Origin of the sequence: Streptomyces sp. DSM 40750 (assembly GCF_024612035.1) — a bacterium.
GTDB lineage: Bacteria > Actinomycetota > Actinomycetes > Streptomycetales > Streptomycetaceae > Streptomyces.
Map to the genome: position 1 here is coordinate 6,308,111 of NZ_CP102513.1, position 12,355 is coordinate 6,320,465.

Here is a 12,355-nt window from a genome sequence, read left to right on the forward strand (position 1 = left end):
GGTCCTTCTGTCGTACAGGGTCGGGGGGCGGCACCGGCCTGTTCCGGCGCCGCCCCTCCGCGTCGGCTCTGAGTCGTTCAGGAGAGCGGCGGTACGGCCACGCTCACGAGGACCGGCAGGGAGCTGCTGCCGTCCTCGCGTACGCCGGAGACCTGGTACCAGAGGGTCGTGCCGGTCGGGACGCCCCTGTCGTAGAGCGGTGAGTAGTCCGACTCGGGCAGCGGGTCGAAGGTGCCGGTCTGCGGGTTCCAGCGGGAGACACGGGTGCCGTAGTAGTCCTCCGTGCCCGCGGGGGACGTCAGGGTCAACGCCACGTCCGTGCCGAAACTCGTGACGCTCGCCCAGGCGGTGTGGGTGGCGCCGGAGGGCGTCTGAACCGTGGGCCTCAGGTCCGGTTCGGTGATGTGGAGGGTGGTGCCGGTGCCGGCGTTCCCCGCGAAGTCGACGGGCCTGACGACGTAGCAGAGCTTCTCGCCGTCCGCGGGGTTGGCGTCCCGGTACGAGGTCTCGTCGACCTCGGCGTAGCCGATGTGCTCCGGGGCGGAGCAGACGGTGGAGCCGCCCTCGACAACGGTGGTGCCCCGCCGTACCGAATACCGGTCCAGGTCGGCGTCGGTCACCGGCTCCCATGTCACGGTGGTGCCCCAGTCCGAGGGCGTCGCGGTCGCGACGGGGGCCGAGGGGCCCGTACCGTCGGTCGAGGCCTTGGCCACCACCTCGGCGGTCCGGTCCGAATCCGTCTCGTACTTGTCGTACGCGGCGATCGCGTAGCGGTGGGTGTCGCCGGGTTCGAGCGAGGAGTCCGTGCACAGGTGCTGGACACTGCCGTCGGCGAGGGTGCGCCGGTAGGGGTCGCAGTACTGCAGCCTGATCCAGCTGCCGGTCGCCTCGCGGTACCGGTAGACGTGGAAGCCCCGGTAGTCCCCGCCGGTGTCCTCGTCCTCGTCCATCCGCCAGGTCAGGGTGATCGAGCTCCACTGCGGGAACGCCTTGAGTTCCGTGGGAGCGGCGACCAGACGGCGCGCGGTCGTGGCGGCGGTGTAGGTGACGGCGCCGCCGCTGGCGTCGACCGCCGCGACCTTGTACGTGAAGTCGACGGAGCGGGCCACGCTCGTGTCGGTCATCGAGGTGCCGGTGGGCTGCCAGGAGACGCTGGGCACGTTTGCGCCGGTGCGGATCACCCGGTAGCGGCTCGCGCCGGGCACGGCGTTCCAGGAGAGGGCGACGCCGGTGTCGGTGCCGGTGGCGGTGAACCCGGTCGGGGTGCCCAGGGCCGTACTGGTCACGGTCGTGCGCGCGGTCTCGGGCGAGAGGTTCCCGGCCTTGTCCATCGCCACGACGAGGTACTCGTACGTCGCCCCGTTGGCGGGCGGGGTGTCGGTGTACGAGGTGCCGGTCGTCGTGGTCAGCAGCTTCCAGCTGCCGCTGCCCGCCACCTGCCGGTGCACGCGGTACCCGGCGAGGTCCATCTCCTTGTTCTTCGACCAGGTCAGCTTGGTCTGCTGGGTGGCGGTGGTGTACGTGGCGGCGAGGCCGGTCGGGGCGAGGGGCTTGACCGTGTCGACGGTGGCCGAGGTGCGGGGCGTGTACGTGAATTTGACCTTGGCGGAGCCGGTCCAGTTGACGTAGTCGACGCGGAGGGTGTGCTTGCCGGACGGGATGGTCAGGTTGACGGTTTTGGAGACGGTCGTGGAGAGGTTCTTCCAGAGGTCGATCTTGCGGGTGCCGTCGAGGTAGACGCGGATGCCGTCCAGGCCGGAGGCGGTGAAGGTGAAGGGGCCGCCGGAGCCGAAGTCGCGGGTGACGCTCCAGCGGACGCCGAAGTTGTTGCTCGGCAGGCCGGAGGCGGGTGCGCCGGTGCCCCAGTCCTGGTCGATGGCGCTGTCGCAGACGGTCTTCGTCGGCGTACCGGAGAAGGAGGTGTTGGCGAAGAACTGCTGCTTGTAGACGGGCGAGGTGCAGGTCACGGCGGCGGTCGCGGGCGCGGCGGCCGCGGTGAGCAGTCCGGCCGCGGTGGCGAGCACGACGGCGGTCGCGGTCGCGGCTGTCGTACGTCTGGCTGGGGTTATCGGGATCACAGGGGTCCTTCGGCGCTGGTGCCTGATGCCTGGTGCTTCGTGTGCGATGCCTGGTGCCTGATCGTCGGCGGCCGGGGACGTCGCCGCCGACGATCAGACAGCTGAGGTGGGGGATTGGTTGTACGGGACACGTGGGGACCGTGGGGCCGGTGCGTCAGCCGAGGTCCGGGGTCCAGTCGCCCAGGTAGTCGGCCTTCTCGTACGAGGTGGCCTCCTCGGCGGTGAGCTGCGGACGGTTCTCCGTGGCCGAGGCGACCGAACCCGCGCCGGTGTTGGCGTACTCGCGGAAGAAGGAGTCCTTCCAGGAGTACGTCGTGCCGTTAGAGGTCCAGTCCTGGTAGGGCGCGGCCTTGACCGCCGCCGGGAGTGACGACTCGCGGATCACCAGGCTGCCCTTCGCGCCGCTGAACGCGGTCACCCAGGGGCGGCCGAGGTGGAACGTGCCGGCGGGGGCGTCGCTGGTCAGCGTCGAGTTGGTGATCAGGAAGCCGTAGGTGGTGGAGGAGTCGGTCGACGGGGCGGCCACATAGCCGTTGTTGCTGTTCGAGCCCCGGGTGAGGAGCTTGAAGGTGGAGTTGTCGAAGACGGCGGTGGCGTAGCCGCAGACGAAGTCGACGTCACCCTCGACGTACGAGTTGGTGAAGTAGACCCGGTTGGGGGTCGTGGTCGTCGTCGACTTCAGGAAGAGCGTGTCCTGGTTGCCGAGGAATCGGACGTTGTCGAAGACGAGCCGATCGGCCTGGGTGAGGAGCGCGACGGCCTGCTCGTTCGCGTAGTTGCCTGCCGCCTCGTCGTACGCGTTCTCGATGGTGAGGTTGCGGGCGAGGAAGTCCGAGCCCTTCACGTACATGGTGCGGCTGTTCTGCGTACCGAGGGTCGACGTGCCGTCGGCGGTCGGGGTGCCGGCCGCGTTGTCGTACGTGATGACGGTCTGGGAGGGGTCGTCGCCGGCGCCGATCAGCCGGACGTACTTGTTGCTGACCTGGACGAGTTCCCTGTACGTCCCCGGGTTCACCTGGATGACCCTCGGGTCGGCGGCGGTGCCCGCGCCGAGCGCGTCCAGCGCGGCCTGCACGCTCGTGTAGTCCCCGTCGCCGTCCGGGTCGACGACCGCGTCGGCGCCCGGTACCGGGGCGACCTTGTGCGGCCGGGTCGTGGAGACGGTGGCGGAGTCGGCGGAGACGTTGCCCGCCTCGTCGACGGCACGGAGGAGGTAGGCGGAATCGGTGCCGGGGGCCGCGGTGGTGTCGAGGTAGCCGGTGGTCGCGCCGCCGGTGACGGAGTCGAGGTAGGCGAAGGCGGCGGCTCCGGGGCGCCTGACGAATACCTGGTAGGCGACGGCGTCGTCGGCGTTGGCCGTCCAGGTCAGCAGGTTGCCGTCGGCGGTGCCCTCGGCGGCGAGACCGGTGGGCGCGGCCGGATCGGTACGGTCGGCGCGGGTGGAGACGACGGGGGCGGTGCGCTCGCTGACGTTGCCCGCCGCGTCCACGGACGCGATCGCGTAGTGGTACGTCGACTTCTCGGCGGCGGTGTCGTCGTAGAAGGAAGTCCCGGTGGAGGAACCGATCTTGGTGTAGATCCCGTCGGCGGACGTCGCCCGGTGGACGAGGTAACTCTCCGCCGCGTCGACGCCCGTCCAGGTCAGCTTGTTGCCGTCGGTGGCGTCGGTGACGGCCAGGTCGTAGGGGAGGGCGGGGGCGGTCTCGTCGACCGTGGTCACGGCTTTCGTGGCCGAGGTGGCGGAGATGTTGCCGGCCTTGTCGTAGGCGCGGAGCTGGTACTCGTACGTGTCGCCGGTCTTGGGGAGGGTGGTGTCGGTGTACGAGGGGGAGGCGGTGGCCGTGGTCGTCGCGAGGGGGGTGGTGCCGAACTCGCCGCCCTCCAGCCGCCGGTGGACGCGGTAACCGGCGAGGTCCATCTCTTTGCCGGCCGCCCAGGCGAGCTTGGCGTGACCACTGCTCTCGTCGTACGAGACCTTGGGGCTCGCGGGCGTGAGGGGTGCGGTCTGGTCGACGGTCGCGGAGGTGCGAGGGGCGTAGGAGAGGGAGACGTTCGCCGCGCCGGTCCAGTTGACGTAGTCGACGCGCAGGGTGTGCTTGCCGGACGGGATGGTGACGTCGACGGTCTTCGACTGTGTCGCCGAAACGTTCTTCCAGATGTTCACCTTGCGTTCGCCGTCCACGTACACGCGGATGCCGTCGCGGGCGGTGGCGGTGAGGGTGAACGGGCCGCCCGACCCGAAGTCCCGGGTGAGGGTCCAGCGGACGCCGAAGTTGTTCGCCGGCAGCGCTTCGGCGGGCGCCCCCGTCCCCCAGTTCTCGCTGATCCTCGCGTCGCAGTCCGTCTTCTTCGGCGTACCGGAGAAGGTGGTGTTCGCGTACATCTGCCGCTTGAAGGTGGGGGACGCGCAGGTGACGGCCGCCTCGGCGGTCAGCGCGTAGACGCCGCCGGTGGTGGTGGCGATCGCGGTGGCGACGGCGGTGGTGCGCAGGCGGCCGCGGCTGCGACGGCGACGGCGTCGCACCGGTCTGGGGGAGGAACCCTCAGTCATCAGTGGCAGCCCTTTCGGCCCATGAGGACAGGACGAACGACAAACGACAAGCGACGAACGATGTCGGCATGGGGGTGTGCGACGTGAGGCGCAACAGCGCAGGTGGGGCTGGTGAGGGAGCTGTGTGCGTGCGGGGAGAATAAGGGATGCGGCTGTTGGGTGGGAACCGGGGGCCCGGATGGTGAGAAGGGAGCGGGGCGCGGGCGTGATCGGCCGGGGGCGAGGAGCATGACCGGCCGGGGCCGAGGAGCGTGACCGGCCGGGCCGAGGAGTGCGACCGCCCGCTATCGACCGGCGACGGCGCGGGCGGGTCCGGCTTTGACGCGGCGCAGGAGAGCGGCGAGGCCGCGCGGATCGGCGGCCAGGATGACGTGGGGTTCGTCGCTCTCGCGGAGGCGGAGGGTGCCGTCGGGGGCGGTGGCTATGTAGAGGCACTCGCCTTGGGGGCCACCGCTGAACGTCGACTTCTGCCAGGTGAGTTCAGGCATCCGGACCTCCTCAGAGGGTGTACAGCACATGCTGGATGAGAGCCAGCGAGTCCTTCACGGAGTGTGCTTCCGGGGCCAACGATACGTCGACAGGGGAGAGGGCGTACTTGGTGAGGCTGTCGAACAGCGCCGCGTACTGGGCGAGGCTGTCGCGGTCGCTCAAGTACTGGAATCCGGAGGGGTATTCGAGCACCACGGTGCCGAGTTCGGGGACACCGGGGATGGCGTGCACGAAGTTGCCGGTGAGGGCCGCGTGCGCCTGGGAGGTGAACGGGTAGATCTGGATGGTCACGTTGGGCAGCCGGGCCATCTCGATCAGATGGAGCAGCTGGTCGCGCAGTACCTGGGCGCCTCCGAACCGCATGCGCAGGGCGGATTCGTGGATCACGGCATGTACGGCCGGCGGGTTCTCCCGGGTCAGGACGCGCTGCCGCTCCATACGGAACTTCAGCGTGTCCTCGATGTTCTCGAAGCCCAGCTCCGGGCTCCTGAACAGGGTTTGGGTGTAGTCGGCCGTCTGGAGCAAGCCGGGAATGAGTAGCGACTGGTGCATCCGTAGCGCGACGGCACCCGCCTCCAGCTCGGCCATGTTCAACGGCCCCTGTTCCATGGGCTTCCTGTACGCGCTCCACCACCCCTTGCCGGTCGCTTCGGACATGGTGACCAGAGCCTCGATGTACGTATCATCTTTGCACCCGCAGAGGCGGCAGAGTTCGAGAAGGCGCTCCGTCAGGATCGTCGTCTTCCCGTTCTCGATCTGACTCAGTTGCGCCCGGCCCATACCGAGCCGCTCCGCGGCTTCTCCCGCGCTCAAGCCTGCCTTTTCGCGCAGGTGTTTGAGTTCGTAACCGAGTCGTCGCTGGCGTTCGCTGATGGTGGTGCGCAGTCCCACGGGTCACTCCTAGTCCGGTCGCCCAAAGTCTGTCCGGGTAAGGGGTGTTCGTCCACCGGTAAGGGTGAATGGCTTGAAAATTGTAAACCTTTATCTCTACGGTGAGTTTGCCTTCAATCACGCAACGAAGTCGCTCAACCCCCTGCCCATAAGCCGGCAGAGCACCCGCGAGGGCAACGCCATCGCCGAGCAGCGGGACCCGAACTCCCTTCCCTCCCGTCAGGAGCCCCCATGGACCCCGCCCGCCGTGCCGCCCACCGCCCCGCCCAACTCACCCACGAATACAGCCTGTTCGCCCAGGCCGACGCGACCGCGCCCCGCCTGTGCCGGGACTTCGTACGGGCCGTCCTCTTCACCCACGCCCGGGAAAACCTCGTCATGCCCGCAGCCCTGTGCACCTCCGAACTCGTCACCAACGTCCACCTGCACACCAAGGGCACCGCCATGCTCCGGGTCCGCCTCACCCCGGCCCGGCTGCGGGTGAGCGTGTTCGACGAGAGCGCGGATCCGCCGGTCGTGGTGCGGCCGGCGAACGGGGGCGCCGCCTGCTGGGGGCGGGGGCTGGCGCTCGTGGCGGAGATGGCGGACGGGTGGGGGGTCGCGGACGGGCGGGCGGGGCGGTTCGCGAAGGGGGTGTGGTTCGAGTTGTCGGGCGGTTCCGTTCCCCTTCGGGTGAGTGGACCTGTCAGCGGTGCCTGAGAGCCCGTACCGTAGGGATAAGTACGTAAGCGTGCAGTTCACTCGCACAAAAGACGCCTTGACTGCCGCAAGGGGGGTGACGAGATGCTTCTGAGTTTCCGTGTCGCGAACCACTTGTCCATCAAGGAGGAGCAGCAACTGCTGCTCGCGCCCGTGTACGACACGGACCGCCCCGAGGACACGGACTGGGCAGCCGTGCCGGTTGCCGCGGTCTTCGGCGCGAACGCGGCGGGCAAGTCGAACGTGGTGGACGCCCTCTGGTACATGGCGTTCATGGCCCAGGCCTCGCTGGGGATGGCGAAGCCGGGTCCGGGTGTGAAACGCCATCCGTTCATGCTGGACCGTGAGGGGCCGAGTGAACCGTCCTGGTACGTCGTGGACCTGCTCCTGGACGGCATCCGCCACACCTACGGCTTCAGCGTCGACGACGAACGCGTACGGGACGAGTGGCTCTACAGCTATCCCCACGGTCGTAAGCGGGTCGTCTTCCAGCGCGGCGATGACGACCTCACCACCGTCGGAGACGCGCTGCCACGCCGCGAGTTCGATCTCATCCGGAAGATCACCGAGCCGAACGTCCTCTTCCTGTCCGTCGCCGCCCGTGCCGGCCAGGAGGCGGTGCTACCGGTGTACGAATGGTTCGCGCGGGCGATTTCCTTCCAGACTCCGATCGGAGCCGCCGACCAGGCGTCGGTCCTGCGGCAGATCGACGCGGCGCTGCGGCAACCCGGCCGGGCCGAGCAGGTCGTGGCGCTTCTCGGATCGGCGGATCTGGGCATCGTGGGCGTCGGCGCGGACGTGCGCGAGGAACACGTCAACTGGCAGTTCGCCAAGCAACACATCACCGTTTGGGTCGAACAGCGGGGCCGCCTCGGCCCCGTCCGCCTCGGCTACGAGGACCAGTCCGCCGGTACCCGAGCCCTCCTCGCCTACGCGGGCCCCGTACTGACGGCACTCGAAACCGGCGGTCTCCTTGTCGTCGACGAGATCGACTCCAGCCTCCACCCCCGCCTTACGGCCCACCTGATCCACCTCTTCCAGGAGTCGGCCACCAATCCACGGGGCGCCCAGCTCCTGCTGACCACGCATGATGCGAGCCTGCTGGGCCGCAGTGGCGGGCGGGACATCCTCAAGCGGGACCAGGTGTGGTTCGTGGAGAAGGACGAGTACGGGGAGACGACGCTCTTCCCGCTCTCCGACTTCAAGCCCCGCCAGGAGGAGAACCGGGAACGCCGTTACCTGGGCGGCAGTTACGGCGCCGTACCGATGTTGAACGAGGAACTGTTCGCGGCGGCGGTCGCGGAACGGGAAGGACGGGAGGGGACGGCCGATGGCGAGGACGCCGAAGAGTAGTGGCGGCCGTCGCGGGCCCTCCTTCGAGACCAGCCTTCGGCGTACGACGGGCAAGCGGGAGGCGCGCCGCAGACTGCTGATCGTGTGCGGGGCCGCGGTGACCGAGAGCGACTATTTACGCGGGCTGGTCGCGGACGTGGTCAACTTGGCCGTCACTGTCCGGGTCATCACCAAGCCCTGTGCGCCCTCCCAGCTCGTCAAGTATGCGGTAGGACAACGGGACTTGGGGCAGGGCGACTTCGACGAGGTCTGGTGTGTCTTCGACGTCGACGAGTTCCAGGACGTCCGGCGCGCTGTCGACCTGGCCGAGGAGGAGGGCATCGACGTCGCCGTCTCCAACCCGTGCTTCGAACTCTGGTTGATCCTGCACTTCGCCCCGCACACGGCGTACGCGCGGACATACCGCGAACTGCTCCCGCACCTCACCCGCCATCTGCCCCGCTACGACAAGGCCCGGCTCGACTTCCGCCACTTCTCCGACGGCTGGCGCACGGCGGCCACGAGAGCTCGGCAGCTGGCGCCCCGGGGCAAGGAGCACGAGGCGAACCCGGCGTCGGGAGTATGGGCCCTGGTCGAGCGCATCGTGGGGCGCCCGGCCGACTGAAGCGTCCGCCACTACTTGTGGAGGCACCGCACCATGCCTCATCGACGACTACGACGGCCAGGGCGCCGTCACCCTCCTCACCGGCCCGCGCTCCGACAAGGCCGACTGGGAGGACATCCACCGTGTGCCGTACGGCACCGACGTGACCATTCTCGAAGGCCCCGCCAAGGGGTTTGTCATCGGAGAGGCGATCACGGGGCCGAAGCGGGCCTGAAGCGCGGACGGCCCCGACTCCGTCAGTCGCCCCTGCCGAGCCCCGGCTCCGGCCGCTGGTGGCCCGGCGGCGGTTGCTGTGGCTGCTGTGTGGGGCTGGGGGGTCGGTTCGTGCGCCCCTGGGGTACGCCCAACTGCCAAAGGTGCGAACCGGGTACGCCTTTGTCGGGTGCGGGCTTGGGCGCGGCGGGTGGCGTCGCATCCTGCTCTGCCTCGGTGGTCTTTGCCCGAGGTGAGGCGTGTTCCCGAAGTGGCGCCTTCTCCTGGAGCGTGGCGGTGTTTCCGGGGCCTCCGCCCGGCGGTTCCGTCTCCGGTCCCGACTGTGTTTCCGTCTCCGGGCCCAGGTCGGGGCGGCGCCAGCGCTCCGGGACGGTCGACATGGGGCGTACGGCGTTCGTGTCACCGGCTTGCGCCGCCGCGACGGCCCGGGCACGCAGGGCGCTCTGCCGGGCGATCGGGGCGAAGCCGGGGGAGGCGTTGCCGGTCTCGGCGGGCAGGCCGCGGGCGCCCATCTCGTTCAGCTGCAGTTGCAGGCCCGTCTCAGGGGCGAAGACCTCGCGCGGCAGCTGCCAGGAGGCCGCGCCGTCCACGTCGACCCGGTGTTCATGGCCATCCACGGTGAAGGTGAGGCCGTAGCCGATGTACTGGTCGTCCTTGTCGAACTGCAGGGCCCCGGAGATCTCCCCGCCCCGGTCCCGTACCTCGTTCGCGAGGACCTGGAGGGCGGGCGGGAGGGGGTTGGTGCGGCCGAGGTTGGCGACGTAGCCGTCGGTCTGCAGCACCTGCCGCCGCTCGTTCTCCCCTTCTCCTTCGACGTAGGGGATCTCGAAGCAGGTCTTGCGCTTCTGATCGTCGAAGTAGGTCTTGATGGCGCCGACCCGTGCCGGAATGAAGGTAAGGCGCCCTTCACCGCGCTCGCCGTACTTCTTCCGCATGTCCGGGAACTGGACCTGGTGGTCCAGTGCCGGTGGCGGCGGCGAGCCGATGATGGTGACGTGGGCGTTCGGGTTCTGCATGAGGATGATCTCAGCGTTGGCGACTCCGGTGCCGCCGGAGCCCGCGACGGCCCAGTGCTCCGCCTGACGCGCGTCGAAGCGGTTCTCGGCGACCTCGTCGCCGAGGAGTACCCGTCCCGGTGCCTCCTCGCGCGCCGACTCCCATTCCGCGGTCGAGCCGAGCGCGGTGAAGCAGTTGTCCAGGCGGGCCTTGTCGGCTCCGAGGCCGGCGGTGAGGGCGTCCAGCAGCGGTGAGGACTTCAGGGCGCCGAGCACGGTACGGGCGTCCGCGCCGCCCCGCTCGGCCTGGGTCAGCCAGGCCCGCGTCTCGCCCGCTCCGGGCAGCCCCTGCCCCTCCAACTCCCGCAGCCGGTCACCGATCAGCCGTACGGCCTCGCTGCGGCTCTCCACGGCGAAATCCCCGCGCGGCATGCCCGGCACGACCTCCGGCGTCAGACCGGTCGCGATGCTCGGAGTCCCCGCGCACGCCACCCACAGCGGCGGTGCGTCGCTCTCCTTGCCGTCTGCTCCCAATCGCTGTATCTCGGCGAGGAGTTCGCCGTTGCGGCCGAGCCGCAGCCGGGCGTGGCCGTTCACCACGTCACCCCGGGTGGCCAGTTGGTCCTCCCAGACCCGTACGGCGTGGATGGGCAGCCGGTCGCCGGGCCGCTCGACCGTGGAGTGCGGGTCGACGCCCATCCACTCGGCGAGGTCGCGGTCCTGGTCCGCCGACTGCACGATCCCCCGGCCGGGGTCCAGATGCCACCGGCCGGCCCCGTCGATCAACAGCGCGTCCGCGTCCCGCCCGGTCAGGCTCGCCCCGCCCCCGATCACCACCCGACGTCGTGGGAACTCCCCCTGCGCGAGCTGCCCTTCGATCGCCTGCGCCGTCCGCTCGCTGACCTGGGCGCGGTACTCCGCCCACTGTTCCGACGCCGCCTCCAACTGGTCGCGGGGGAGGGGCAGCCCGTTCTGGTCGTAGCCGGGCATGGGCATGGTGACTTCACGCCGACCGATGAAGGCTTCGACCTGGCGCTCGGCTCGTTGGGCGGCGTCGCGGGAGGCCTGGAGGGCGGCGGCGTCGGTGGGGTCGAGGTGTTCTATGGGGCGGGCGAGGGTGGCGATCAGTGGTCTGGCTTTGGAGGAGAGCGAGTTCCAGGACGCGTAAAGTCGTGATCGAGCTGATTTGCGTTCGGTGGTCTGCGCATCTGCCTCTGTCAGGGCCGACACCGGCCGCAGTCCGCAGTGGTCGATCAGGGCCGAGAGGTCGGCACGTGCCCCGGCCCGCTGCGGCTCCGAGAGTTCCACGTCGGAGGCACGAGTGGCCAGCCAGTTCAGTTCGGCGATGCGTCCGTGGTCCCGGCTGGACAGTTCGTGCCGGTCGCCGATGTCGGCCTCCTGGCTCAGGAGGTTCTCGCGTACCGGAGCCAGACCCTGACTCGACCGGTCACGTGCGGCAATGAGTTCGCCCACCTCGTGGGCGAGGACACGGGTCAGGAATTCGCTGGGCAGACGGTCGGATATCTGCACGACGTACTGATCCGTCGTCGTATTCGTCATCGTGTTGGCGATCATTCCCGACACCATGGGAATGGCGTCCAACCAGAGGTCGGCCGAGCCGCCCTGGGTGTCCTCCAGGGCGAAGTACTCCCTGCCGTCCTCGGACACCTTCTCGTCGATCGACCTGAATCGCTCCCCGAGTACGACGGACGTCACGGTACGCAGCTCACGTTTCACCGTCGCGATCAGTGTCGCCTGCTGGGCTCGCAACCGCGCATTGGTGACCGTCGTGTCCACGTGATGTTCCTCCCCCGTATCCCGCGCAGACGAATGCGTCGAACAACCCTTAGGATCATGTCATGTTGACCGCGCGCTCATCGGCCGAAGCACATCTGTACATGGACCTGCATCGGTGTGAGTGCGGGTCGGGCGACTTCGACCGCCAACACCGGCTGGAGCTGCACGGCGACGTCCTTGTCGCGGTGTACGAGGGTGCTTGTGGGCAGTGTGGACGAACCCGCCGTTTCGAGTTCCGCATGAAGGAAGAGATTCCCCCGCCCCCGCCCGCGTTCGGTGGCGCGGAGGCTTCACAGATCATCGACCCCGGGGAGTTTGAAGAGGTCGCGGGCCGACTTGCTGAATCCACCGGAATCCAGCTCCTCAACACACCTGAGGCGGAGCATCACAAGCTTCGCGGCGCGATTGCCTATACCGTCGCGGCGTACGAGGAGATGCTGAAGTTTCTTCCGCCGGGTGAGGACGTCATTCCGGCCAGTGCCTTCACCTCCGAGGTGGGCAAGGCTCGATATCGTCGTGATCCGGGAAACTATGCGCGCGACATTCTGGAGATGAATGTCCGGGTCGCTCGTGATGTGCTCGACGATATCGACGAGGTCAGCACCCCACCCGGCGACGCCACCCCCGGAGCCTGATCGGGCGCCCTCCGTCAGGGAGGGAATACATGTATCCGGACGTCCTGCGT

9 protein-coding genes are annotated in these 12,355 nt (G+C 69.0%); 4 read left to right on the forward strand and 5 right to left on the reverse strand.

The window, feature by feature from the left end:
- Positions 1–77: 77 nt before the first annotated feature.
- From JIX55_RS28155 to JIX55_RS28175, 4 genes are all read right to left on the reverse strand, one after another.
- Positions 78–2,069: a PA14 domain-containing protein gene (locus JIX55_RS28155; protein WP_443046726.1), complete on the reverse strand. Its 1,992-nt coding sequence runs from the start codon at positions 2,067–2,069 to the stop codon at positions 78–80.
- 163 nt (positions 2,070–2,232) lie between these two features.
- Entirely contained in the window at positions 2,233–4,629 is a 2,397-nt protein-coding gene (locus JIX55_RS28160) for a pectinesterase family protein (RefSeq protein WP_306820041.1), read from the reverse strand.
- Between the two features lie 284 nt (positions 4,630–4,913).
- A complete protein-coding gene (locus tag JIX55_RS28170; protein ID WP_257566046.1) occupies positions 4,914–5,117 on the reverse strand; it encodes a DUF397 domain-containing protein in 204 nt (67 codons plus the stop codon).
- A gap of 10 nt (positions 5,118–5,127) precedes the next feature.
- Complete coding sequence (locus tag JIX55_RS28175) at positions 5,128–6,009, reverse strand: helix-turn-helix domain-containing protein (protein ID WP_257566047.1); 882 nt, start codon at positions 6,007–6,009, stop codon at positions 5,128–5,130.
- 231 nt (positions 6,010–6,240) lie between these two features.
- On the opposite strand from JIX55_RS28175, the gene JIX55_RS28180 reads away from it, so the two are divergent.
- The 3 genes from JIX55_RS28180 to JIX55_RS28190 all read left to right on the forward strand — a co-directional run bounded on the left by JIX55_RS28180 (position 6,241) and on the right by JIX55_RS28190 (position 8,665).
- Complete coding sequence (locus JIX55_RS28180; RefSeq protein ID WP_257566048.1) at positions 6,241–6,708, forward strand: ATP-binding protein; 468 nt, start codon at positions 6,241–6,243, stop codon at positions 6,706–6,708.
- An 84-nt stretch (positions 6,709–6,792) separates the two neighbouring features.
- Positions 6,793–8,061, forward strand: coding sequence for an AAA family ATPase (locus tag JIX55_RS28185; RefSeq protein WP_257566049.1), 1,269 nt, complete (start codon positions 6,793–6,795; stop codon positions 8,059–8,061).
- Positions 8,039–8,665: an RloB family protein gene (locus JIX55_RS28190; RefSeq protein ID WP_257566050.1), complete on the forward strand. Its 627-nt coding sequence runs from the start codon at positions 8,039–8,041 to the stop codon at positions 8,663–8,665. Before JIX55_RS28185 ends, JIX55_RS28190 begins: the two co-directional genes overlap by 23 nt.
- Positions 8,666–8,901: 236 nt before the next feature.
- Here JIX55_RS28190 and JIX55_RS28200 read toward each other — a convergent pair whose 3' ends face one another.
- On the reverse strand, positions 8,902–11,670 hold the full coding sequence (locus JIX55_RS28200; protein WP_257566051.1) for a hypothetical protein: 2,769 nt from the start codon (positions 11,668–11,670) through the stop codon (positions 8,902–8,904).
- 62 nt (positions 11,671–11,732) lie between these two features.
- Here JIX55_RS28200 and JIX55_RS28205 point away from each other — a divergent pair, with 62 nt between their 5' ends.
- Positions 11,733–12,305 (forward strand): hypothetical protein, encoded by a 573-nt coding sequence (locus JIX55_RS28205; RefSeq protein WP_257566052.1) that lies wholly within the window; start codon positions 11,733–11,735, stop codon positions 12,303–12,305.
- Positions 12,306–12,355: the final 50 nt, after the last annotated feature.

Excerpts from the sequence above, each read along its gene's own strand:
- JIX55_RS28160 (WP_306820041.1), bottom strand. The coding sequence starts at position 4,629 with ATGACTGAGGGTTCCTCCCCCAGACCGGTGCGACGCCGTCGCCGTCGC.
- JIX55_RS28170 (WP_257566046.1), bottom strand. The coding sequence starts at position 5,117 with ATGCCTGAACTCACCTGGCAGAAGTCGACGTTCAGCGGTGGCCCCCAA.
- JIX55_RS28180 (WP_257566048.1), top strand. The coding sequence starts at position 6,241 with ATGGACCCCGCCCGCCGTGCCGCCCACCGCCCCGCCCAACTCACCCAC.
- JIX55_RS28185 (WP_257566049.1), top strand. The coding sequence starts at position 6,793 with ATGCTTCTGAGTTTCCGTGTCGCGAACCACTTGTCCATCAAGGAGGAG.
- JIX55_RS28190 (WP_257566050.1), top strand. The coding sequence starts at position 8,039 with ATGGCGAGGACGCCGAAGAGTAGTGGCGGCCGTCGCGGGCCCTCCTTC.
- JIX55_RS28205 (WP_257566052.1), top strand. The coding sequence starts at position 11,733 with ATGTTGACCGCGCGCTCATCGGCCGAAGCACATCTGTACATGGACCTG.